The sequence below is a fragment of the Pedobacter folensis genome (assembly GCF_056490665.1).
Genome location: NZ_JBWJIF010000003.1, coordinates 1,019,858 through 1,044,186 on the forward strand (window position 1 = coordinate 1,019,858; position 24,329 = coordinate 1,044,186).

17 protein-coding genes are annotated in these 24,329 nt (G+C 40.2%); 7 read left to right on the plus strand and 10 right to left on the minus strand.

Features of this window, described 5'->3' with window-relative positions; translation table 11 throughout:
- Window positions 1–69 precede the first annotated feature (69 nt).
- The 8 genes from AC04QZ_RS19015 to AC04QZ_RS19050 form a co-directional block, all read right to left on the minus strand.
- Window positions 70–1,011: a helix-turn-helix domain-containing protein gene (locus AC04QZ_RS19015; RefSeq protein ID WP_086545477.1), complete on the minus strand. Its 942-nt coding sequence runs from the start codon at window positions 1,009–1,011 to the stop codon at window positions 70–72.
- Between the two features lie 26 nt (window positions 1,012–1,037).
- Window positions 1,038–2,138, minus strand: a complete 1,101-nt coding sequence (locus AC04QZ_RS19020) for an efflux RND transporter periplasmic adaptor subunit (protein ID WP_478359038.1) — start codon at window positions 2,136–2,138, stop codon at window positions 1,038–1,040.
- Between the two features lie 13 nt (window positions 2,139–2,151).
- Complete coding sequence (locus AC04QZ_RS19025) at window positions 2,152–5,436, minus strand: efflux RND transporter permease subunit (RefSeq protein ID WP_478359039.1); 3,285 nt, start codon at window positions 5,434–5,436, stop codon at window positions 2,152–2,154.
- Between the two features lie 13 nt (window positions 5,437–5,449).
- Window positions 5,450–6,841 carry a TolC family protein gene (locus tag AC04QZ_RS19030; RefSeq protein ID WP_478359040.1) on the minus strand — a complete coding sequence of 464 codons (1,392 nt, stop codon included), beginning with the start codon at window positions 6,839–6,841 and terminating at the stop codon, window positions 5,450–5,452.
- 321 nt (window positions 6,842–7,162) lie between these two features.
- Window positions 7,163–7,582 carry an SRPBCC family protein gene (locus AC04QZ_RS19035; RefSeq protein WP_478359041.1) on the minus strand — a complete coding sequence of 140 codons (420 nt, stop codon included), beginning with the start codon at window positions 7,580–7,582 and terminating at the stop codon, window positions 7,163–7,165.
- Between the two features lie 237 nt (window positions 7,583–7,819).
- Window positions 7,820–8,341 carry a protease gene (locus AC04QZ_RS19040; RefSeq protein ID WP_478359042.1) on the minus strand — a complete coding sequence of 174 codons (522 nt, stop codon included), beginning with the start codon at window positions 8,339–8,341 and terminating at the stop codon, window positions 7,820–7,822.
- A 259-nt stretch (window positions 8,342–8,600) separates the two neighbouring features.
- Window positions 8,601–9,860, minus strand: a complete 1,260-nt coding sequence (locus AC04QZ_RS19045; RefSeq protein WP_478359043.1) for an SGNH/GDSL hydrolase family protein — start codon at window positions 9,858–9,860, stop codon at window positions 8,601–8,603.
- Window positions 9,861–11,491: 1,631 nt separating this feature from the next.
- On the minus strand, window positions 11,492–12,586 hold the full coding sequence (locus AC04QZ_RS19050) for an AI-2E family transporter (protein ID WP_478359044.1): 1,095 nt from the start codon (window positions 12,584–12,586) through the stop codon (window positions 11,492–11,494).
- Between the two features lie 183 nt (window positions 12,587–12,769).
- Between AC04QZ_RS19050 and AC04QZ_RS19055 the strand changes: the two genes are divergently transcribed.
- Window positions 12,770–13,588: an alpha/beta hydrolase gene (locus AC04QZ_RS19055; RefSeq protein WP_478359045.1), complete on the plus strand. Its 819-nt coding sequence runs from the start codon at window positions 12,770–12,772 to the stop codon at window positions 13,586–13,588.
- 7 nt (window positions 13,589–13,595) lie between these two features.
- On the opposite strand, the gene AC04QZ_RS19060 is transcribed toward AC04QZ_RS19055, so the two are convergent.
- Window positions 13,596–13,958: a response regulator gene (locus AC04QZ_RS19060; RefSeq protein ID WP_478359046.1), complete on the minus strand. Its 363-nt coding sequence runs from the start codon at window positions 13,956–13,958 to the stop codon at window positions 13,596–13,598.
- A gap of 318 nt (window positions 13,959–14,276) precedes the next feature.
- On the opposite strand from AC04QZ_RS19060, the gene AC04QZ_RS19065 reads away from it, so the two are divergent.
- On the plus strand, window positions 14,277–14,531 hold the full coding sequence (locus AC04QZ_RS19065; RefSeq protein WP_086545488.1) for a hypothetical protein: 255 nt from the start codon (window positions 14,277–14,279) through the stop codon (window positions 14,529–14,531).
- A gap of 499 nt (window positions 14,532–15,030) precedes the next feature.
- Here the strand turns inward: AC04QZ_RS19065 and AC04QZ_RS19070 are convergent, their stop codons facing one another.
- On the minus strand, window positions 15,031–15,735 hold the full coding sequence (locus AC04QZ_RS19070; protein WP_478359047.1) for a FadR/GntR family transcriptional regulator: 705 nt from the start codon (window positions 15,733–15,735) through the stop codon (window positions 15,031–15,033).
- Window positions 15,736–15,912: 177 nt separating this feature from the next.
- On the opposite strand from AC04QZ_RS19070, the gene AC04QZ_RS19075 reads away from it, so the two are divergent.
- From AC04QZ_RS19075 to AC04QZ_RS19095, 5 genes are all read left to right on the plus strand, one after another.
- The gene (locus AC04QZ_RS19075; protein ID WP_478359048.1) at window positions 15,913–19,248 is read left to right on the plus strand and encodes a SusC/RagA family TonB-linked outer membrane protein; all 3,336 of its coding nucleotides are present in this window, start codon (window positions 15,913–15,915) and stop codon (window positions 19,246–19,248) included.
- A 10-nt stretch (window positions 19,249–19,258) separates the two neighbouring features.
- The gene (locus AC04QZ_RS19080) at window positions 19,259–20,830 is read left to right on the plus strand and encodes a RagB/SusD family nutrient uptake outer membrane protein (RefSeq protein WP_478359049.1); all 1,572 of its coding nucleotides are present in this window, start codon (window positions 19,259–19,261) and stop codon (window positions 20,828–20,830) included.
- Window positions 20,831–20,913: 83 nt separating this feature from the next.
- Window positions 20,914–21,861: a dihydrodipicolinate synthase family protein gene (locus AC04QZ_RS19085; protein ID WP_478359050.1), complete on the plus strand. Its 948-nt coding sequence runs from the start codon at window positions 20,914–20,916 to the stop codon at window positions 21,859–21,861.
- Window positions 21,862–21,930: 69 nt separating this feature from the next.
- Window positions 21,931–23,088, plus strand: coding sequence for a hypothetical protein (locus tag AC04QZ_RS19090; RefSeq protein ID WP_478359051.1), 1,158 nt, complete (start codon window positions 21,931–21,933; stop codon window positions 23,086–23,088).
- A complete protein-coding gene (locus tag AC04QZ_RS19095; RefSeq protein WP_478359052.1) occupies window positions 23,085–24,314 on the plus strand; it encodes an MFS transporter in 1,230 nt (409 codons plus the stop codon). The genes AC04QZ_RS19090 and AC04QZ_RS19095 overlap by 4 nt, the downstream gene beginning before the upstream one ends.
- Window positions 24,315–24,329 lie beyond the last annotated feature (15 nt).

A 24,329-nucleotide genomic window follows, 5' to 3' on the forward strand; every position in this document is an offset into this window, starting at 1 on the left:
AAGCGCCATTTCCTCGTTTCAGGATTGGCGCTTCGACTATTTAAACGACTAGGTTTAATAAAATTATCATCAATTTGCACGAAAACCTTTTGGGGTACAATGCATTTGACGTTTAAAAAATATGTTGAAATTTGCCGGATATTCGAAACCCAGGCAATAAGCGATCTGTGCAATATTCCATTCGGTATGTTTTAACAAGGCCACCGCTTCGGTTGCTATTCTTCTAGAAATATGCTCGGACGTGGTTTTGCCGGTTACTTCTTTTACGGCATGGTTTAAATGATTTACATGCACCAGCAAGCGGAAGGCAAAATCGTGTGCCGTTTTTAACTCTAAAATATGCTCGGTAGAACCAATAGGAAACTGCCTTTCCAATAATTCGATAAACAATGCAGTTAAGCGTGCCGATGCATTATTCTGTTTGAAAACAACATCCTGAGGTTTAACCTTTAGTGCTTCGTGAACGATCAACTGCACATAATTTCTCAGCAGATCATATTTATGGATGTAATCGCCATCCATCTCTTTCATCATCTTGATGAAGATATCCCTTAAGGTTACTTCCTGCTCTTCGCTAATGTGGATTACCGGATTATCGTTAATGCGCCACAATAAAGAATCGCGAAGGGTTTCGTTCCGGTTATGGATAAAATTTTCGGTAAATAAACAGAAGAAACCAGCAGGTTTTGGCGAAGTACTTTCCCAAGAATATGGAATATTCGGGTTAGTAAACAGTAATGCCCGTCCTTTAATTTCAATCTGCGCATCAGGATAATGCAAAATGCCGTTGCCAATAATCAAGGAAATTTTATAAAAATCTCTGCGGCTAAAAACAGATGGTACATTGCTGCAAACAGTAGTTCTGTTAAAAACATTAAAGTGCCCAATATCATTAATCATCCCCAGGCTAGGCGTAGGGATTTCTGGCCGCGTGATTTTTAATTTATTATAAAAATCCTCTAATGTTTCCTTTTTTTGAAGGGTAGAAAGCTCTTGGTTTTTTGATAACATATTTTAAGTGCTTAATACAAGTAAAGTTAGGGTTTAATCGTCATTCCTTCGTGCATTTCTTCGGTTGGTTCTGCCACTAATTTGTCACCTTCTGTTAAATCGCCAAAAATTTCGACCTGGTCATCGGTTTCCCTACCTTTTTTTACCCCTACTTTAACCGCTTTGTTGTCGGCTACTTTTAACACGAATAATCCTTCACTGGTATCCAGTAAAGCTTTTTTAGAGATGATAAAAGTGCTGGTATTGGCCGGTAGTGGGATGTTCACTTCCGCAACCATACCCGGTAACAAAATCTTGTCAACATTCGGCACATCCATTTCAATGCGCTCGGAGCGTAAGCGTAGATCTAAAGCACCCGATAAACGTTTCACTTTTGCTTTAAAAGTTTGGCTTGGTAATGATTTAACCGTGAAACTAATTTCATCGCCAGCTTTCAAATAACCGGTATAAACCTCTGGAATGGAAACCGCCAAACGCAAATTTTTCTGATCCTGTAAAGTAAACAAAGGCAAGTCAGATCCTTTACCTGTTGGACCTACATAAGCGCCTAAATTCACATTTCTGGCCGAGATAATCCCGCTAAATGGCGCCCTGATGGTTAAATAATCCTGAACGGAACCTACTTCTTTGTAAGCCGCTTTCGCCGCTTCGAGCTGTGCCAGGTCTGCGTTTTTTTTGGCCATTGCCTGATCCAGATCATTGGTAGAAATGGTTCCAGGGGTTTTACTGGTCTCGTATAAACGGTTATAATTGGCTTTGCTGGCCGTATAAATGGCTTCCTGTGCTTTTATCCTCGATTGTGTGGCCGCCAATTGCGAAGTCATTTCTGGTGCTTCCAAAGTCATTAACAACTGGCCTTTGCTTACTTCAGAGCCGATGTCGACTTTTAAGGTTTTTACGAAGCTGCTTACTTTGGCGTACAGATCTACTTGTTGCAAAGCAATTAATTCGCCCGGTAAACTTAGTTTGGTAGATAGCTTTTCCTTTTTTAGGTCGAAGGTGGCTATCGCTGCTTCTTTTTCTTTCCTGGGCGTTACTTTCGATTCAGAGTGCCCACAGCCATATATGGCCGTTAGCACTAAAAACCCTGTACTTAATAATCCTTTTGAAAATATCTTCGTATTCATTTGTGATGATGATTTATTCGTTTTCTTGTAAACCTTTAATGTAATGGATGCTTTCTTCGTCTTCTGGATCAAGCGATATCGAATCGGTAGTCTGTTTTCCCTGCACCCATGCAAATACCAGTGGCAATATAATGAGTACGGCAAATGTTGAGGCCAACAAACCACCAATCACGGCTCTGCCCAGTGGCGAAACGGCCCCACCACCTTCGCCATGTCCAATGGCCATGGGTAGCATGCCCGCAATCATCGCGATACTGGTCATGATGATTGGGCGTAAACGTAATGCAGCGGCTTCGCGTGCCGATTCGAGCGCATTGCCGTTGTGTTTTCTTAATTGCTCTGCATTGGTGATGAGCAATACCGCATTGGCGATGGATACCCCCACCGACATGATAATGCCCATATACGATTGCAGGTTTAAGGTTGATCCGGTAATCGTTAATAACAATAGCGAGCCTAAAATAACCGCGGGTACTGTAGCTAAAATAACCAATGGTACTTTAAAAGACTGGAAATTGGCTGCCAGCATTAAGAAAATGACCACAATGGCTACAAATAATCCCGATTGCAAACTGTCTAAAGTATCGGTTAATACTTTGCTTAAGCCTATAGCGGTAACATTTAATCCACGTGGCAGTTCGCCAACGTCCTTAATGGCTTTTTCTACATCTTTTGATGCTGAGCCCAGATCGGTATGGTAAAGATTGGCCGTTACCGATAGGAAAGGCATAGCGCCAATGTTATCATTTTCACCTGCAGTGGTATCAGGCGTGATTTTTGCCACATCGCTCAAAACCGGTCGTGCCGAATTTTTCAATAAAGGAATTTCTCCGATATCATCTTTGCTCGTCATTTGATTAAGCGGTACCTGAACCTGAACACTGTATGGCAAAGCGGCTTTTTCATCCAGCCAGATATTTTTATCAGTATAACGGGATGACGAAGTTGAGGCAATTAATGATCTCGAAATATCCGCCATATCTACCCCGATCTGTGCCGCACGTGTTCTGTCGATATCGATATTTAACGATGGATATTTAATGGGCTGTGCGAGCTGAACATCCCTCATGTATGGGATTTCCTTCAGTTCCGCCAGGATTTTGTTGGCATACTTTTCATTCAGTTTTTTGTTTTTTCCTGCAATACGCACTTCAACAGGCGTAGGAGAACCCTGGCTCAATACCTTATCGGTTAACTCTATCGGCTCGAATGAAAGTTTAACATCAGGCAGCACTTTTTTAATTTTTTCCCTGAACTGATCCTTAAAATCGTCCATATCTTCTTCAAAGTCTTTTAAACTTACCTGGAAAACGGCCTCATGCGGACCCGCCATAAACTGATAAATCGGATTCACCGAAAACTGGGCAGGGTGCTGACCAACATACACGGATGATATACCCATATGCTCTTCGCCAACCATTTTTTTCAATTCAGCTAAAACCACATTCGCTTTTTCTTCGGTACGTTCTAAACGTGTTCCATCGGGTGCACGTAAACGCAACTGAAACTGACTCGAATTTACTCTTGGCAAAACATCGCGACCTATATTAACCAATAGTAACGCTGCCAAACCGATAATAACCACCAAATAAGCCAAAACAACAGATTTTCGGTAAGGTAATATCCGGTCGAGGAAACGCATAAAACGGTTCCTGAACTTATCGAAGAAACCAATTTTGCCATTGCCACTAAAATCTTCACGCTCGACTAATACCCTTTTCTGGTTCAAAGTATCTTTTTCCGACTCCAATGTAATTCCGGTTGCGGTAAAATCAGCCTCATCCTGTGTAATGCCCGGATGATGTTCACTGCCTTTTTTCGGGTGTGCCACCATCAGCCAGTTGGCCATAATGGGTACAAAAGTTTGCGATAAGAGAAATGAAACCACCATCGAGAAGCCGATTGCCAATGCCAGCGGTAAGAATAGTGCTCCTGGAATCCCTGTCATGGTAAAGGCAGGTGCAAATACAGCGAGGATACAAAACAGGATCAGTAGTTTCGGGAAAGCGATTTCCTTACAGGCATCCCAAATGGCCAGTGCTTTTGGCTTGCCCATATCAAAATGCTGGTGGATGTTCTCTATCGTTACGGTCGATTCATCTACCAGAATACCAATGGCTAAGGCTAATCCGCTCAGGGTCATAATATTGATGGTTTGTCCGAATAATTTCAGGAACAAAACACCAGCAATAATAGAGGTCGGAATGGTGAGGATAACGATCAATGCTGCACGTTTATCACCCAGGAAAAGTAAAACCATTAGTCCGGTTAATATGGCACCAATTGCCCCCTCACTGATTAGACTTTTTACCGCGTTGATTACATAAACAGATTGGTCGAACTCGTAAGAAAGTTTAACATCTTCCGGAAGGGTATTTTGGATGTTCGGTAGGTTTTTCTTTAAGTTTTTAACCACATCCCAGGTAGAGGCATCTCCAGATTTAGCGATACTTAAATACACGGAGCGTTTACCATTGATTAAGGCATAACCCGCTACTAAATCGGCACCATCTTTTATAGTAGCCACATCGCGGAGTTGTAAGTTTTGCACGCTGCCTTTAAATAAGGGAATGTTTTCAAAATCTTTAACCTTTTTAATGGTATAATTGGTGGGGGTGATGTAGTTTTTATCGCCAATCCGCACATTTCCTGAAGGTGCAGTCTGGTTATTCAGTCTGATGGCCTCAACCACCTGGTCTACCGTTAGGTTATGCGAACGCAAAAGTGACGGATTCACGTTAATTTCGATTGTTCTTGGGCTACCACCGAAAGGGGCCGGAGAGAGCAAACCCGGTATAGCGGAAAAACTAGGACGTACATAGGTATTGGCCAGATCCTGCAATTCGTTGTTGGTGCGGATAGGGCTGCTTAATACCAATTGCCCAACGGGAAGCGACGATGCATCAAAACGGATGACGAAGGGCGGTTGCGAACCTGGCGGGAAAATGGCTTGCGCCCTGGTAGAGAGCGCACTTAACTCTGCCGCGGCCTGCGCCATGTTGGTGCCTTCGTAATAAGTTAGTTTCATTAACATTAAACCCTGTGTATTTTTGGTTTCGATACTTTTAATACCGTTAGCAAAAAGTAGGATGTTAACGTATTGTTTACCAAAATAAGCCTCCATTTGATCAGGGGTATATCCGCCAAAAGGGTGGGCAATATAAATTACCGGAAGGTTCATCTGCGGAAGGATATCAACCTTGATCTGATTGATGGCCCCAATACCGAAAAAGAACAATCCAGCCACTAAAACTAAGATGGATATGGGTTTGCGGAGTGCGAAACGTATTAAATTCATTGATATAGCCAGATTAAAATTCGTTGATAAATATGTCGTAATTGCCAAGTGCCGCTGATTTTAGCAGTAAGGCCTGCCAAACGTTGGTAAAGGCAATATCCCGATCGGTTTCGGCACGGTTTAAAGTGAAAAGCGCCTGTGTAAGATCAACCAATGTGGTGAGTCCGTTTTTGTAAAGCGTATTTTTCTGCAGATAGGCATCTGATGCAGCTTTTACCTGAATGGGTGCTTCTCTATAATTAGCTAAAGCATTGCTTAATTTAGTCTCGGCAAGGGCCAATTGTGCTTTCAGCTGTTGATCGACAAGGTTATATTCTTCCTTTAAACCCTGACTAATGTATTCCTGGGCACGTACCTGCGGGCGGTTTTTGAGTAAGGTTGACAGGTTCCAGGTCATTCCTATGCCAATCAAATAGTTTCCGCGGGTAGGATTTATACCATCTGCATAACTGGTAGAATAAGCCGTTTGGTCTAAGGCATAACCCGGACTGAAACCCGAACCGCGGCCTTGCATTACACCGAATAAAGTAAACGTAGGATAGTATAGTTTTTTGAAATAATTAACCTGTTGCTGGCTAACCTCTACACGGTTTTGGTAAAACTTTAAAAGTGGATGTGAACTTTTAATCACTGTATCTTCGAGCAGATTGCCGGGGATGCGCGTAATCGATGCGGTATCCAGCTCGTAGGATATTGCAGTTAATCCCATTAAAACGCCCAGTCGGTTGGCCTGTTCCTGTTCCAGGTCTTTCGCTTTTGTTAAAGCAATTTTAGCGTTAGAAACTTCGGCTTTTGCGAAAGAAGAATCTACCCCAGCAATTAATCCGTTTTTAGCCCTGATTACGGCAGTGTTTTTAAAGGTGATGGCACGATCGAGATTTTTCTGTTGCGATTTGCTTAACCTTTGTGCAGCCAGTAAATTTAAATATGCGGCAGAAACACGGATTTCCTGCTGGAATTTTTCCTGCTCCAGGTCATTCTTGTCTCTTTGGTAAGCGGCATCGGCAATTTTAATGCGTTCTCTGATTTTTCCGAAAGTGAAGAAATCCCAGTTTACATTGGCCAGATAGAGCCCGCCAAATGCGGCATTCCAGTTTTGTTTGTCTAGAGATGGACCAGAGGAAGCTGTTCCTAAACCACCCAAACCATATTGTGGCCCGTTTTGGCCGTTAATAGTTCCATAATCTTGCTGGGCACTTAGGCTGAAGTTTGGGAGATACTCTCTTTTGGCCTGTTGGATAGATGATTTTGATGCATTTGCATAATTATCCTTGGCTTTAATCGTACCATAATTGTTTAATGCGGTATTAACTGCTTGCTTTAAGCTGAGTATTTGTGCATTTACACCGATGGATAGACTGATAAATAATAATAGCGAAAAATAAAATAAAGATGTACGAGACATAGTGTATAATTTACACGGCAAATGTAAATTATGATCACAATATCAAAGTATTCGGTTCAAATCAAAAATTATGCGAATCAAATAATAATCGAATTGTTACTTAAGGCATAGCATGGGGCCGATTTAACCCAAAACTGAGTTTAGATAATCAAATCAGTATTGCGAGAAGGCTTTTTCAGCCGACGAAGCAATCTTACAACTATCGCTAGTAGCGAGCGCTTTAAGATTGCTTCGTACCTCGCAATGACTTTTTTATTGGAATATATCCGTGATAACCTGTTTATAGACTTGTTATCTCGCAAGATGTTATTAAAAATATGTTTATGATTCCTCCGTGTAACTTTTAAAATTATCCAGAATGGCCTGCCATCCGCCGCGTTGCATTTCGATAGGGTTGGTTGATTCGGCATCGAAAGTTTCGGTTATCCTGGTTTTTTCGCCTAGTGCATCAAAAATAATGCTTACGGTTCTGCCATCTTCCATGGTATATTCGATTGTTTTATTTTGATTAACGGTAGTATAGGTTCCTCCGAAATCAAAACTCATGCTGCCATCTTTTGCAGCCATGGTGCTTTTAAATTTGCCGCCAACTTTTAAATCGTTTTCTGAGTAGGGCGTATGCCAATCGGGCGAAGCAAATGCCCATTTAGTAATGTGATCCGGATTATTCCAAAATTCCCAAACTTTTTCTACCGGCGCATTTACTGTAGTTTCAACAGTGATTGATGTTTTATTTTCCATGTTTTAAAGTGTTTAATTTTTTAATAAAGTTAGGGGAACTTTAACAACTCAGAAAGTGTAAATGCGACAAAATAGGGGGTGGAAATGCCACAATCGGTATGTTTAAATTAACCACAGCCTGTTCAGGTCTTGGGAAGGTTAAAACGATGACTCAACCATAAAATGGTCAGATCTGTGTTAATCCGTTTAAAGCTGTAGTTAAAAAAACTAAATGATATGATGTAGATATGCTTTTTGTTAGTGCAATTCGGTATAAACAAAGGTAATTGTATCTCTGGATACCAGTCCGCTCATATTCCCGCCAGTGTAAACTACTTTATAACTCGATCCTTTTTTTAGGTCATAAGCTTTTAACAGATCGGCGTTAGCAACCAGGCTATCACCAGGTTTTACTGTAGAATAGCTGGAAGCGGGTGGAGGCATCATCCTTTTGGCCATTGCCCCTTTGTATTGCGCTTCTTCTCCTTTTTCATTTGTTATGCTTAAATAACTACTCATTAAGGGTTCAAATGGTGTATGCCAGATGCAAAAACTTTTAGTGGTATCAGAATTATTGTATACCACAAACCTTAATATTAATGGATCGCCCAGGGCTACATTACCATTTACTTTGATGGAAGCTTCGAGCGAATCAGTTCTGCTGGCCATACCTGTTTGTGTTATGCTATCGCTTTTGCTATTAGCTGTATTTCTGGTGGCTTCGCTACAGGCCGAAAATAATAACAATACTGCCGGGATAATTAATTTGATGTTTTTCATGAGTTATTTTCTTTATAAGCAATCGTCAATCAATATTGTTTGAATGAATTAAACTAAATCGATTAAGTATAGCAAATATAGAATACTTATTTACAGATTAGAAACCTGTTTCTAATGATCACAAAGATTTAACACAGCTGTGCAACGGTGACGAATTGGATTCACATTTGAAACCTAATGGCGATAAAATCATCCCTCTTGTCTATATCTGTTATAAACGAAGACGGTATTGGGTTAGGCAATCATGTTTTGAAAAAACTTAATTAGCATTTGCCAAAAAATAAGCAATGCGACAGGCGTAACCTGTTGATTTTGAGTTGTGGTGATCGCTGATGCGTACACTTAATTTATGTGTACCGTTAGTCAATTGATCGCCGAGTAACAAGTACCAGGGTAAATGTAAGCTAGAACTCCATTGTGTATACAGATCGACCATTTTTTCTGCTCCATCATCTATACGATAATGAAGCGCTCCGGCATCCGGACCTGATAAAATAGCAATTCCCACAGCATTGCCTTTAAAAATCAAATCGAAGGTACTGTTCCTGGTATCACTTTCAAGCACCGGGATATGAACAAAACCTGGCCTTCCTTCCAATCCGTCGCTTGGTTTCCAGTTTTTATTGAAGCTAAAAGTATTTAAGTTTTCGGCAGCATTAATACTGATGTACTGTCCTTTGGTATAAGCAAATTTATCAATGATTTTAGGAAGACTCGCAGAAGCTTTCTTGGTGGCATTTTTCTGATTTTCTTCCAGATAAGTTTTGATCGTATTAAAATAAAGTTGCTGTCCGAAAGGTGCAGGGTGCAGGTCTTTAAAATCACCTTTCCAGGTAAATTCGCCATTGGCAATGCGCTTCTCAATTTCTAAAGCGAGGTTAATAAATGGCAAATGGTAATATTCGGCTAAATCGCTGTGCACCTTTACTTCAGTTGGGATTTTACCTTTATTAAAATCATCATTTTTATCTTCATCGGCAAAAGCCATCATGACGATATCCGTTTTCGGATTTTTACTTAAAGTATGTCTGATAATGCCCTCTAAAGCCCTTCGCTGCGTTTGTTCTGCTGTTTTGTTGACATGGTCATTAACCGCAGACTCTATAAATAACAGGTCTATTTTTCCACTATCAAGTACATCGCGCTGAAGGCGGAAGGCGTGCGGTAAACTGCCCAATGATGGAATACCGGCGTTAATGAACCTAAATTTTGTTTGCGGATACGTTTTGGCTAAATAGTTACATACCAATCCACGCCAGCCTTCCATATTGGTAATCGATCCGCCTAAAAAGGCAACGGTTACAGGTTCGCTTTTATTGATTTTTTCAGCGATGGTATGGCTATAGCCATTAAAAGTGATGAAAGATGAAGATTGTAACTTGTTTTGGGCAAAAGTTTTAGAAATTAATGCCGTTAGCAGTAGCGTTAAATAAAGAAAAGCGGTTGGTTTCATGTTGATTAGAATAAACCAAAAGTAGTAAAATTTACAATTGATCGGAAGATCATATGTGATTTCCATTCGATTGTCTCCCTAAGCGGAGACGAAAGATATTTCCCGCTGATCACAGGGATTAACGCAGATAAAATTATAAATCAGCGCTTTCTGCAAAATTTGCGGCAAATGATATGCGCCCTTTCATGTTGAACATGACAAAATTAAATATTGGGGCACAGTTTGGTGCGATTAAAATATTAATGCGTGGCAATTTATCCATTCGATTGTCACCCTAAGTGGAGTTGAAAGATATTTCCCGCTGATCACACGGATTAACGCAGATAAAATTATAAATCAGCGCTTTCTGCGAAATTTGCGGGAGATGATATGCGCCCTTTCATGGTGAACATGACAAAATTAAATATTGGGGGTACAGTCTGGTGCGATAAAAATATCAATGCCTGGAAGTTTATCCATTCAATTGCCCCCCTAAGCGGAGTCGAAAGATATTTCCCGCTGATCACACGGATTAACGCAGATAAAATTATAAATCAGCGCTTTCTGCGAAATTTGCGGGAGATGATATGCGCCCTTTCATGGTGAACATGACAAACTTAAATATTGGGGGTACAGTTTGGTGCGATTAAAATATCAATGCCTGACAGTTTATCCATTCGGTTGTCGCCCTAAGCGGAGTTGAAAGATATTTCCCGCTGATCACACGGATGAACGCAGATAAAATTATAAATCAGCACTTTCTGCGAAATTTGCGGGAGATGATATGCGCCCTTTCATGCTGAACATGACAAAATTAAATATTGGGGGTACAGTTTGGTGCGATTAAAATATCAATGCCTGACAGTTTATCCATTCGGTTGTCGCCCTAAGTGGAGTTGAAAGATATTTCCCGCTGATCACACGGATGAACGCAGATAAAATTATAAATCAGCACTTTCTGCGAAATTTGCGGGAGATGATATGCGCCCTTTCATGCTGAACATGACAAAATTAAATATTGGGGGTACAGTTTGGTGCGATTAAAATATCAATGCCTGGCAGTTTATACATTCGGTTATCGTCCTGAGCGGAATTGAAAGATATTTCTCGCTGATCACACGGATTAACGCAGATTAAAATTATAAATCAGCGCTTTCTGCGAAATTTGCGGCAAATGATATGTGCCCTTTCATGCTGAACATGACAAAATTAAATATTGGGATTACAGTTTGGTGCGATTAAAATATCAATGTCTGGCAATTTATCCATTCGGCTGTCACCAGATCGGAGTCGAAGGGCATTTTAATGAGATTAGCTATTGATAAGTTAATTGTTTAGTCGCTATTAATTTCCCGCTGATCACACGGACTAACGCAGATAAAATTATAAATCAGCGCTTTCTGCGAAATTTGCGGGAGATGATATGCGCCCTTTTATGCTGAACATGACCAAGTTGAAAATGAGGAGCGCAATTTGGTGCAAGTATTAAGGTTTGTTCCTGCTTTCCGTTTTATCCCGATGAAGGATGGGGATGCCCACTCCAATCGGGGCTAGTTGGCCTATTAGGTGGTGCTATTTTTGATTAGGCGCTTACCTGCACCAGCCCTTGTTTATAAACCCGGTAGCAGCGGTTCCGATTTTATCGGAATTAGCGGATAACGGGGCTGCTGTTCGCGAAGAATTACTGAATGCCTGTTTTCAAATAAATAAAAGCAATATTATTTACCAGTAACTGCGGTTTTCTTCCTTCTGAATCTTTTCACCTGCCCCATGTGTTCAGTCGGGATGTTATCACCCAGCAATTTCCCCCAGGGTTTTAGGCCATCAATCCGGTCAAAGATGATTTTCAGCACCGCAATAAAAGGAATGGAAAGGAACATACCGGGTATGCCCCAAAGCGCAGCGCCCATCAATACAATTACGATAGAAATCAGCGCATTAATTTGCACCTTACTCGAAACAATGCGTGGTACTAATATATTGTTATCGATAAACTGGATCAGCGCATAAGCACCTATAATTAAAAGTTGAGTGGTAAAACCATCCATGGTTAAGGTAGCCATTAATACAGGTAAGGCAATGGCAATAATCCCTCCGATGTAGGGTAGCAGGTTTAATATTGCCCCGATAACGCCGATCAGAATGGCATTTTGTACACCGAGAATAAGCAGGGCGGCCGAGTTCATGACGGCAACAATTGAAGTCTCGATGAGTAAGCCGATAATATAACTTTGAATCGCCGCTTTCGTTTCGCCTAAAATCTCGGCAACTTTTTGTTTGTTTTCTTCTGAAAAAACCTCGTAAATAAAGTTTAAGATCAGTGTTTTGTATAACAGGATTAAAAAAGTATATACAGGTATTAGAAAAACAACACTTAATACACCCATTAAGCCACTTAAGGTCTGGCCGATTAATGCTTTACTGCCGTTTGCGGCATCGTTAACCATTTGCATTTGTTTTTGCGAAGAAATGCCAAAGGTAGTTTGTAGCCAGGCTCTGATTTCTTCTAACAATTGTGTTAACTTGTGTTTAATGCTGTCCAGGTCATCAAAAAAGTGAGCGACCTGCGAGGATAGAAAATAAAGGACGGCAACGACCACTACAATACCGATAATCATAGCGAGCATAATGCTTACTATTTTGGGCATTTTCCTTTCGAAACGATTGGTAAGCGGATTAAGTAATATCGCAATTAAAGCTGCGAAAGCAAGTGGCACAAGAATATCTCTCAGCACACTCATCATAAACACTGTAATTACGATTCCTAAAAGAATTACAGGAGCTTTGATGTAAAATGGGTAGGTTTTAAGCATTTTTAGATGGGTTCACCGTTCAACAACCATAAGGTAACAAAATTGTTTTAAAGTTTTTTAGCTGTTTAAGGAATAGACGCCCCAAACCCAATTATTTTTTGATTTCCATGAGTAGAAAAGGCAAACAATAACTGGTTATTTTATAAATTTAGCACCGTATCGTATTAATAGTTAAAATTACCCATGAGAAATAGCTTTTTAATAGCCATCTGTTTGTTTTTGTTTAGCCATATCTTAAATGCTGCAGAAGTAGACACTGCTTTGACCTATAGCCAATCAATGAAAAAAAATATTAAAGCGGTGGTCATTAAGCCCGATAGTTATAAAACCGGAAAAACTTTCCCGGTGGTTTACCTGCTCCACGGCGCTGGTGGCAGCTATGCCGAATGGGCCAGAAAAGTACCGGGCATTAAAAACCTGGCCGATCAATATCAGTTTATTATTGTTTGCCCTGATGGTAATGTAACCAGCTGGTATTTCGATAGTCCGGTAGATGCTGAATGGAAATATGAGACCTACGTGGCTAAAGAGTTGGTAAGCTATATCGATGAACATTATAAAACCATTGCCGAAAAAAAGGGCAGGGCCATTACTGGCTTGAGTATGGGTGGGCATGGTGCATTATACCTGGCGATTAAACATCAGGATGTTTATGGTGCGGTGGGCAGCATGAGTGGGGGCGTAGACATTAAACCTTTTCCAAATGGGTGGAATATTTCGAAAAGGTTAGGTACGCAAGATGAATTTCCGGAACGGTGGAAACAGAACAGTGTGATTGATATGATTTATCGCATCAAACCCGGGGCACTTGCCATTGCCATCGATTGTGGTACCGAAGATTTTTTCTATAAAATGAATGTACGTTTGCATGACGAGCTTTTGTATAACAATATTCCGCACGATTTTACCACCCGACCTGGTGTACACAACTGGGACTATTGGGCCAATGCCATTAAGTTTCAGAGCGTTTTTATGAGTAATTATTTTAACGCAAAACCATAAATATCTTTTAGGCTGCTAGCTGTGCGCTTACTTTATTAATCAGGTTGCTGATGTCGAATGGTTTGGCAATGAAATCGTTAGGGTGACAAATGCTGCCTTTCATATCGCTTAAGTTATGACTGGCGGAAATCATAATCACCGGAATATGTAAGGTTAACCGGTCTGCTTTGAGCAGATTACAAAGATCACGACCATCCAGGGCACCTAACATCACATCCAGCAAAATTAAATCAGGCTTAAAATCGGTAATGCGCTGGTTAAAATGACTTGCATCCATTAATCCACTTACCTGATAACCTTCCAGATTTAAAATTAATTCTATAAGCTCCAGTATTTCCTGATTATCGTCAACCACTAATATTCTTTTCATTTTTCTCGTTCTCCATCAGGTTATTGTGACTGATTAACCTATTGTAAATAAATTACTTGTGTTTGCTTAACAATGGCCAGGCTAAAAGGTTTCAATCTGTTTTTATGGAAAGCACAACGGTTGGTTTTGAATAGGAGAACCTTAGTTAAACTCCAATGGTTTTATGTAGCTATTGTAATGCATGCTGCATAAAAGTTAATACATCATTTTAAGTAAAAAATTAACTTTTAGATTACATACAAAATAAAGACTTACCATATTTTTGACCGTTCTCGAAATCTTATTTATAAAACAGGAAACGAAGATTTAAAACCAAAAATGAAATACTTAGTCAAAGAAATCAGTGAAGGAAACTGCGATATTACCTTATTGCCAGAAAACCTGAATGACAGAAATCTTTTAGCCGAAACAACTAAAAACCTTCAGCACGATTATCAAGAAACTATCCAATCGCATTATGAACATGCATTGAAAAATGAAGTTCACGATAATGCTGCATTTGTTTCCTTAAATAATGAGGAAAGCAATTATCCGAAAAGAGTAAATGTAAATTACCAGATTATCCTAAGTTAAACGGATGATCTGCAGGCAAAGGCTTTCTTTATGGTAAAGAAAGCCTTTTTTGTTTTAGGATTATTTTAATCATCCAGGTTGTGTGTATAAAATCTGGCCGTCGTTGAGGGAATGATGTTAACAAATCTTAAAACGTTAAGAATTTAAGATCATTAAAGGGGTAAGCTGTAGATAGGATTATTGGTGAAAATCGGCTCAAGATGAGGATGGAGCTTAGATTCGATCGTCAGTTAAAGAATTACCATTGAGAAGTTAAGATCATTAAGGGATTAAGCTGTAGATAGGATTACCGGTGAAAATCGGCTCAAGATGAGGATGGAGCTTAGATTCGATCGTTAGTTAAAGAATTACCATCATAATGAACTAACTACCATTGAACGAATGAATCAATTAACCAATTATCCATACTAATTAGCTAATGACCATTGAACGAATGAACTAATGACTAGTGAACTAATGAACTAATGACCAGTGAACCAATGAACTAATTACCAATGAACTACTCTTCAGCAAATAAACGGTTAAAATGATTTTCGAGGTGATTTCTCATCGCGTTGCGAAAAAGTTCAGGCGATCCGTTTTCTAAAATGTCGACTAAACCCTTGTGTGATACAAACTTGTGCAGTTGTCCTTGCTTTTTTAGTAAGCCGCTATTGTGTACAAAATCGAATATCGGCAATAACATGCTCTGAAATTTTCTCAGGGTTTCGTTTCCGGTGATATCATAAAGCTTTCCGTGGAAAGCAATCTCGTGCTCGATATTAAATAAATGATCTTGCGAAGCCTCGGGTTCATTATCCACAATGGTTCTCAGTTCTTTCAGGTCTTCGGCAGTAATGCGCTGAAAAAGAAAATCAGCCATTCCAATTTCGAGCACCAGCCTGATTTCGAATATTTCTTTTAGCGTTCCCTGATCTAAAATATGTGGATTCATACTTTTGGAAAGGATGCCAAATAAATCCGGACTGGTGATCACCGCGCCTTTTTTCTTTTTCGATTCAATTAATCCCATCATTCGTAATCTCAACATGGCCTCGCGAACTACTGTTCTGCTTACGCCCAGCGCGGCACAAAGTTCGAGCTCCGTAGGGATGCTATCTCCAACTTTAAGTTTGCGTTCCTGCAAAAGTTGAACAAGCTTATCTTCTACACGATCTACCAACGAACTGGTATCCACTTGTTTAAAATTACTGATGCTCTCCATTATTATGTATAATTTATTTTCTTTAAAAATCGGTCTTTAAATAGCTTTCTGGGCAAATATAAAGTTAAGCAACTAAATATTCGCTCAAAATTTATCGAAACTATTTGCAAATATCTAAAATAAGTCGGTACTTAGTATTATTATGTATAACATAATACAAAATAAGATAACCAAATTATGAAAGAAATTTACCAAACATTTGCTAGGCAGTTTCTGCTTAGTTTGGCTGTTTGCTTAACTGCGCTAACAGCCATGGCACAAACCGGTACGGTATCGGGTAGAATTACTGACGTATCTGGAATGGGGATTCCAAGTGCAACCGTTCTTGTTAAAGGCACGAAAACAGGCACAGCCTCCGATAATGACGGGCGTTACCGCATTGCCGCTAAACAGGGCGATATTCTGGTATTTTCCTTTACAGGCTACACCGCCAAAGAAATTACAGTGGGTAATAACACCAATATCAATGTCGCACTGGCAGAGGATAACAAGAATTTAGATGAAGTAGTTGTTTTGGGTTATGGTACTATCCAAAAATCGAAACTTACAGGTTCGGTATCAAAACTTGATGCTAAAGTTTTGGAAACGGGTATACGTTCTAACCCGGCATCTGCTCTGGCTGGTACAATCCCTGGTTTAAGGGTTCAGCAAACTTCTGGCCGTCCGGGTTCGGTACCTAATATTGTTTTACGTGGTGGTACCAGTTACACAGGGGGTGGTTCACCATTGGTAATGGTGGATGGTTTGCTGAGATCGGGATTTAGCGACATTAACCAGGATGATATTGAATCGATCGAGGTGTTAAAAGATGCTTCTGCTACGGCCATTTATGGCGCCAGGGCCAGTAATGGTGTGGTATTGATCACCACTAAAAAAGGTAAAGAGGGCGCTTCCAATATCTCTATCAAATCTAAAGTAGGTATTAATAAGTTAAACATCCCGTTCGAATTTTTAAATGCAGAGCAATACATTTATTGGTCGAGAAAAGCAATTGAAACTTCAGGAATGTACGAACCTAGCCGTTTAACACAATTAAATACAACAGGCCCCTTTGGTACAGGTAACTTATACAAAGATGCTGCGGGGAATATTCTGGATGGAAATCTGAATGCTTCGGCAGTGTGGAGTCCAATGTTTAGAAGTGCTGCCAATGAAGAATTACTGGCAAAAGGATGGCAAGTGATGACTGATCCTTTAAAAACCAATGCTGCGGGAGCCTATGATCCGAATGGGATAAACAAAGAGATCATCTATAAGGATTTTAACTACTCAGACTATGCACTTAGAGATTATAGTTTGACACAGGATTATAATGTATCGATGACAGGTGGAAATGAGAAAGGCAAATATTATGCAGGCTTGGGCAGTTATGATGAAAAAGGCATGCCCATTAATACCTTTTATAAACGATTAACCTTCGTATTAAATGGCGATTATAAGATAAAACCCTGGTTAACTTCTATTTCAAGTTTAAATTTTGCCAATGCCAAATGGCGCGATGCCATTAATTCGGAAGGAAATTATCTCACCCGTGCTTTAGGTGCGCCACCAACCATGAGAGGAATGAATGAGAATGGTGATTTATTGGTCGGCAGAGATTATCTTGATGGCAACCCGGCGGTAAACGACGATAAGTTTATCCGGAATAACAATACCGATAAATTTACATTAAGCCAGGCTTTAAAAGTAGATTTCTTGAAGAACCTGTCATTAAGGGTGAGTGGAAACTACTTCTTTAACAATGGGAATTATGAATCTTTTAACAGGGATTTTTTATCTAGCCCCGGAAATTATAACAGAACCCGAACTTCATCGGCGTCTTTTGATAGAGCGCTAAGCCAAACCTATAATGGCGTAATCAATTATAACACCACGATAGCAACCAAACATCATATCGATGCCATGGTGGGTACAGAATATTATGATACGTATGCCCAGGGTCTATCTGCTTCCGGAAGCGGCGCACCTACTGACGACTTTTCTGATCTGGCACTTACCAATTCAGAAAAAGATAGACGTGCTACAGATACCTATCATACCCGCCAGCGCATTTTATCATTCTTTGGTCGTATGAATTACGATTATGATGGAAAATACCTGTTAACCGCAACCTTACGTCGCGATGGATATTCCAGGTTATTAAACAATCGCTGGGGTAATTTCCCAGGTGTTTCGGTAGGTTGGAACTTACATAAAGAAGATTTCTTTAAATCACTTACCGGCGTGGTGAATACTTTAAAATTAAGGGCCAGTTATGGTGCAAACGGTAATGTGAGCGACGATTTTATTGGCGCTTATACTTTGCAGGGATCATATGGTTCTAATAAATACAACAGCAGCATTGGTTATTTGCTGGGCAATATTCCAAATCCCAATTTGCGCTGGGAAAGTTTAATTACAAAAGAAGTTGGTTTAGAAACCCGTTTGTTAAACAAGATTGATCTTTCTGTGGCTTACTATCACCGAACCACCAGTGATAAAATTGCATCCTTAACATTTCCGCTCAGTGCAGGGATAACCTCCATTACGACCAATAACGGCGATATGCAAAACCAGGGGGTAGAGGTTGATTTGAATTACAGTGTATGGAGAAGCAAAGACTGGACGGTAAACTTTAATTTCAATATGGCTTATAATGCCAATAAAATTTTAAAACTTCCTGCCAATGGATTAGAAAACAACAGGCAGGGAGGTACGCAGGTTTACGATCCCAATACCAAAGAGTTGATCTGGGTTGGAGGTTTGCAGGAAGGTCAGGATCCAAACGTAGCTTATGCTTATCAGGCTAAAGGCATCATCAGGACCCAGGCCGATTTGGATGCTTATGCTTCATCATCTTTTGTTGATTTAATTGGAGCGAGAAGACTTGTGCACCCTAATGTGTATAATGCAATGAGCGCTGCTGATAAAAACCTGCACTTTCCGATTGCTTTGGGAGATGTAATGTGGACGGATGTAAACGGAGATAATGTGATTAATAGCTTCGATCGTGTTTACATGGGACGTACCGTTCCGCGTTTTACCGGAGGTTTTGGTGCAAACGCAAGCTGGAAAGGTTTCACCCTAAGTACCCGTTTTGATTATGCTTTAGGTTTTATGGCTTATGATGGACCACGATCTTGGTTTGCCAGTAATGCGCAGGGCACATTTAACACCATTACGGATGTTTTGGACACCTGGTCGCCAAGTAATCCGGATGCAAAATTCCCAACTTATTACTGGGCAGATCAACTTTATAAAAACAATACTTTCCGCGAATCAAGCATGTATTATCATAAAGGAGATTATCTGGCACTGAGAGAAGTTAACTTAACCTATAAGTTACCAGCTAAATTGGCCAGTAAGTTAAAAAGTGAAGGAATTAACCTGTCGGTAAGTGGACAGAACCTGGCTTATTTTAGCGAGTCGACCCTCTATTCGCCGGAGAGCAGCAGCATAGGAATTGGTGGTGCCGGAAGTGGTGGTTACCCTTTACCTAGAACGATAATTTTTGGTCTTCAATTTACTTTCTAATTAAACTGCAATGAAAAAGATACTAATAGGCTTTGCCTTAATCATATTAAGCACCGCTTTCAGTGCGTGTAAAAAATTACAACTCACCCCTGAGGATTATTTTGCAAGCGAAAGTTTCTGGAAAAGTCCGGCCCAGGTAGAGGGGGGGATGGTTGGTCTTCATAGTCAATTGAGAGGTTTCCAATTTACTATATTCACACTGGGCGAAATGCGTGGCGGGACTTTAAGAACCGGAACCAGCTTTACAGGTACAGCATCGCTGAATTCTGCAAATGTAATCAATCAGGATATCCGCGAATCGAGCACTGGCATAACCGGCTGGTCGGGCTTTTATCGTCCAATTTTTGATGTGAATAATTTCATTTATCAGGTAGAACAGGCGAATTACCTTTCCTCTACTGATAAGGCTTATTATTTAGGTCAGGCTTACGGAATAAGGGCATTTTATTACTTTCATTTGTTTCGCACTTTTGGCCGGATACCCTTAGCCATGGAGCCAACCTTATTGATCAAAAATCCAAAATCGGCTCAGGAAATGTACCTTCCGAGGGCAAAAACGGAAAAAGAAACGCTTGATTTCATTAAAGCTGATATCGATAAATCGGCATCGAGCTTTGGAACCAATTACACTACAAAATTTCAAAAAGCACAATGGTCGCTTGGCGCCACACAGATGTTGAAAGCCGAGGTGTACCTATGGTCGGCCAAGGTTAAAATTGATAATGCGGTGCCTGCAACAACTGTAGCAGATTTAGCTACGGCCAGAACAGCTTTGGAAGATGTAATTTCGAAATATAGTTTATTGCCCGATTTTGGTAACGTTTTTAAATCGGCAAGTATTGCTGCGAGTAAAGGTAATAACGAAATGATATTTGCCATGAGAAATCAATTTGGTGAAGCAACTAATAGTTATTCCCAGTTCATTTACGCCATCACCGATCCTTTAAGCGGTTATGTAGATGATAAAGGTGTGGCTATTCCTGCCGACCCGTTACAGGTAAATGGCGGTGGAACAATCATTCGATACGAATACAAAATAGAATTGTACAATTTATTTGATGTTGACGATAAACGTGCAAATGCTACATTTTTGAATTTCAATAAAGGAACCATTCATGCCACTAATTTGCGTAAATTCCCTGGTGTGGTAGTAGAGGGCGCGCGTAACTACTCTGATGATTTTCCGGTATATCGCCTGGCAGAAGCCTATTTAATGCTGGCTGAAGTGAAAAACAAACAAGGCCAAAGCCCTGCGGCAGAAATAATGATCGTCCGCAACCGCGCATACGCACCAGGCGTTGCGCCAGTATTTGTTAACGGTAGCTTTGAGCAAAATGAATTGGCCATATTTATGGAACGAACCAAAGAATTTGTGGCTGAAGGTAAACGTTGGTACGATTTACGCAGAATGCAGGATGCTTCAGGTAATCCACTGGTTTTTCGTAAAGATTTGCCACTGGTTGGAGTTTTAGATAACGTTGCCGGACAAAACCACAAAATTTTGTGGCCGATTGATTTATCGACCCTGAACCAGGATGAAACTTTAAAAGGCGATCAAAACCCTGGATATAAAGGGACATAATAACACCAGATAACTATCGGGATAAATGCCTTCCGATAGTTATCTGCTATCAAATTACATCAAAGCCATTATCAACAATACAAATGAAACACGAACATTTACAAGGATTAATCGCTGCGCCATTCACGCCGTTTGATCCATCGGGAAAATTAAATTTATCAATCATACCAGCATATTACCAGTTTCTTAAGTCAAACGGTGTTACAGGAGCCTTTATCTGTGGTTCAACAGGAGAAGGGGTTTCACTTAGCCGTGAAGAAAAAATGGAAGTTGCCGAGGCCTGGGCAACAGCCACCAAAAATGATCAGGATTTTAAGGTAATGACTTTGCTGGGTGGTACCTGTCTGGCCGATTGTAAAGTATTGGCAAAACATGCAGCCGAAATCGGTTTATATGGTGTTTCCTTTACCGCACCTTCTTATTTCAAGCCTTCAAATGTTGGGGTTTTAGCCGAAATGTGTGCCGAAATTGCTGCAGAAGTGCCCGAAATGCCTTTTTATTATTACCACATTCCGGTATTAACCGGAGCAAACCTCAATATGATCGATTTATTGGAAGCGGTTGACGGTAAAATTGAAAATTTCGCAGGCGTAAAATATACTCATGAGGATTTTATGGACTTTCTTTCCTGCATGAGTTTCAAAAGTAATAAATACGATATGCTTTGGGGACGTGATGAAAATATGCTTTCTGCATTGGTTTTAGGTTCAAAAGGCGCCGTTGGCAGTACATTTAACTATTTGACGCCTTTATACAACCGGTTAATTGAAGCTTTTGAGCAAAACGACCTGAAAACCGCCGTGGCCTTGCAGCAGAAATCAATTGATTTTATTCGCTTATTGGGTAAATATGGTGGAATTGCAACAGGTAAAGCTTATATGAAAATGATCGGTTTAGACTGTGGCGAATTCAGGTTACCCGTTAAAAATATGGATGCAGCCGCATTCGAACGCTTCAAAAAGGATGTTGAAAGTTTAGACTTTGAAGGTTTTAAATCAACAGCCGGGCTAAATAAAACTGAAAAGGTTTAAAGCTTAACTGCATTGCATTCAATTATCATTAAGCAATGGTTATCTTTATTTAATCCCTATTTAGTATTCATGAAAAAGATCATCTTATACCTTACTTTCTTGCTTACATCTATCATATCACCAGAATTATCGGCTCAGCACCACTATGTTAAAAATATAGGCTGGAATATAGCCGCCAAAATACCACCTGCTCCTGAACAAACAACCGCTATGGGTTTAGCTGGTGCGATTTCAGGTAACAGTCAAAACATGTTGCTTATTGCAGGAGGAACAAATTTTCCTAATGAAATGCCCTGGAACGGTGGCAAAAAGAAATACTACGATGATGTTTTTCTGTATCGAAAAACCAACGATAACCTGCGTTTAATGCCCGCTAAGAAAGACTTAAAATTACCTTTTAACCTGGCATACAGTGCAGTTTGTAGTACTCCACATGGTATTGTTGTTGCTGGCGGTGAAAATGAAAACGGACTGAGCAAAAAAGTATTGATCCTGAATTGGAAAGCAAATGAATTGCAGATCAGCTTTCTTCCCGATTTACCAAATGGACTAAGCAATGGCGCGCTAACCGCAGTAGGAGATGTTGTTTACCTCACTGGAGGTGAAGTAGAAAATGGAGCAACAGATCAATTTTTATCCTTGAATTTAACAAAACCACAAGATGGATGGAAAAAAATGATCAATCTTCCTCATCCCGTTTCACATACGGTATTGCTGCATCCTGAAAATAGCCGGGAGATTTTCCTCATCGGGGGTAGAAAAAGAAACCAGGGCGATACCAGCACGCTCTATAAAAATGTATTTTCCTATCATGTCGACAAGCAGACCTGGGCCATAAAAGCATCATTACCTTATGCTTTATCTGCCGCCTCGGGTGTTGCAAACGCGCAAGATCTTTTCATTTTTAGCGGAGATCAGGGCGAAACCTTTCATCAGGCGGAAAAACTAATTGCCGGGATAGATCGGGAGAAAGATCCTGTAAAAAAAGAAAGATTGAATCAACAGAAAATTAAACTTCAGTCTAATCACCCGGGTTTTAGTAAGTCGGTGCTGAAATATGATCTAAAACAGAATACCTGGCTCAGCCTAAAAGGTTTATTGCCTTATGGTACAGTGACCACTAATGCCGTGCTTTTAGGTCAGGAGGCGATTATCCCAGGTGGTGAAATTAAAGCGGGGGTAAGAACGCCCAATATTTTAATGGGGAAATTAAAACCAAACAAATGAGAGAGAAAAGATACGCATGGGTAGTAGTGGGACTGCTTTGGTTTGTAGCCTTGTTGAATTACATGGACCGTCAAATGCTTTCGACCATGAAACCTGCCATGCAGATGGATATTGCTGAGCTAAAATCGGCTACAAATTTCGGCTATCTGATGGCTATTTTTTTGTGGATATATGGTTTAATGAGTCCTGTTTCAGGAATTATTGCCGATAAATTGAATCGTAAGTGGTTAATTGTTGGTAGTTTAATGGTTTGGTCGTTGGTTACCTTTTTAATGGGTTACGCCACTACGTTTAATCAGATTTATTGGTTAAGGGCATTAATGGGCGTTAGTGAAGCACTTTATATTCCTGCGGGATTATCGCTCATTGCCGATTATCACAGTTCTAAAACACGATCTGTCGCCATTGGTATACACATGACCGGGCTTTACATGGGGCAGGCTTTAGGTGGTTTTGGTGCAACTATAGCTTCAAAATTCTCATGGCAAGCTACCTTTCATTCTTTCGGTTTTGTGGGTATTGTATATGCATTGATCCTGATGTTCTTTTTAAGAGAGAAAAAACATACTGAAATACGGGGTACCGAAACGATCCGGATTAAACAGCCGCTTTTTAAAGGACTGGCGCTTTTATTCAGCAATATTTCTTTTTGGGTAATTCTCATCTATTTTGCCATTCCCAGTTTGCCTGGGTGGGCCACCAAAAACTGGCTTCCTACTTTATTTGCTAATAATTTAGGTATCGATATGGCACAAGCCGGACCCATATCGACCATTACGATTGCGGCATCCTCATTTTTAGGGGTGATTTTCGGAGGTATTTTATCCGATAGGTGGGTGCAGAAAAATATCAAAGGGCGTATTTACACCAGTGCCATTGGTCTGGGTTTAACCATTCCTTCACTATTGCTTATTGGTTTTGGCCACTCTTTGTTCAATATCATTGGAGCCGCTTTTTGCTTTGGTTTCGGTTATGGCATGTTCGATGCCAACAATATGCCGATCCTTTGTCAGTTTGTTTCCTCAAAATATAGGGCCACAGCATACGGGGTGATGAATATGACCGGTGTTTTTGCCGGGGCTTTCATTACCGATTTATTGGGCAAATCGACCGATTCAGGTAGTCTGGGTAAAGATTTTGCCATGCTTTCTATCATTGTTTTTATTGCCTTAATGATTCAACTTTATTTCCTGCGTCCAAAATTTAACGACTTTGAAGATGCTTAAATCAACAGAAAAAAA

Excerpts from the sequence above, each read along its gene's own strand:
- AC04QZ_RS19035 (WP_478359041.1), bottom strand. The coding sequence starts at position 7,582 with ATGGAAAATAAAACATCAATCACTGTTGAAACTACAGTAAATGCGCCG.
- AC04QZ_RS19095 (WP_478359052.1), top strand. The coding sequence starts at position 23,085 with ATGAGAGAGAAAAGATACGCATGGGTAGTAGTGGGACTGCTTTGGTTT.
- AC04QZ_RS19030 (WP_478359040.1), bottom strand. The coding sequence starts at position 6,841 with ATGTCTCGTACATCTTTATTTTATTTTTCGCTATTATTATTTATCAGT.
- AC04QZ_RS19070 (WP_478359047.1), bottom strand. The coding sequence starts at position 15,735 with ATGGAGAGCATCAGTAATTTTAAACAAGTGGATACCAGTTCGTTGGTA.
- AC04QZ_RS19055 (WP_478359045.1), top strand. The coding sequence starts at position 12,770 with ATGAGAAATAGCTTTTTAATAGCCATCTGTTTGTTTTTGTTTAGCCAT.
- AC04QZ_RS19045 (WP_478359043.1), bottom strand. The coding sequence starts at position 9,860 with ATGGAAATCACATATGATCTTCCGATCAATTGTAAATTTTACTACTTT.
- AC04QZ_RS19025 (WP_478359039.1), bottom strand. The coding sequence starts at position 5,436 with ATGAATTTAATACGTTTCGCACTCCGCAAACCCATATCCATCTTAGTT.
- AC04QZ_RS19075 (WP_478359048.1), top strand. The coding sequence starts at position 15,913 with ATGAAAGAAATTTACCAAACATTTGCTAGGCAGTTTCTGCTTAGTTTG.
- AC04QZ_RS19050 (WP_478359044.1), bottom strand. The coding sequence starts at position 12,586 with ATGCTTAAAACCTACCCATTTTACATCAAAGCTCCTGTAATTCTTTTA.
- AC04QZ_RS19020 (WP_478359038.1), bottom strand. The coding sequence starts at position 2,138 with ATGAATACGAAGATATTTTCAAAAGGATTATTAAGTACAGGGTTTTTA.
- AC04QZ_RS19080 (WP_478359049.1), top strand. The coding sequence starts at position 19,259 with ATGAAAAAGATACTAATAGGCTTTGCCTTAATCATATTAAGCACCGCT.
- AC04QZ_RS19085 (WP_478359050.1), top strand. The coding sequence starts at position 20,914 with ATGAAACACGAACATTTACAAGGATTAATCGCTGCGCCATTCACGCCG.
- AC04QZ_RS19060 (WP_478359046.1), bottom strand. The coding sequence starts at position 13,958 with ATGAAAAGAATATTAGTGGTTGACGATAATCAGGAAATACTGGAGCTT.
- AC04QZ_RS19040 (WP_478359042.1), bottom strand. The coding sequence starts at position 8,341 with ATGAAAAACATCAAATTAATTATCCCGGCAGTATTGTTATTATTTTCG.
- AC04QZ_RS19090 (WP_478359051.1), top strand. The coding sequence starts at position 21,931 with ATGAAAAAGATCATCTTATACCTTACTTTCTTGCTTACATCTATCATA.
- AC04QZ_RS19065 (WP_086545488.1), top strand. The coding sequence starts at position 14,277 with ATGAAATACTTAGTCAAAGAAATCAGTGAAGGAAACTGCGATATTACC.
- AC04QZ_RS19015 (WP_086545477.1), bottom strand. The coding sequence starts at position 1,011 with ATGTTATCAAAAAACCAAGAGCTTTCTACCCTTCAAAAAAAGGAAACA.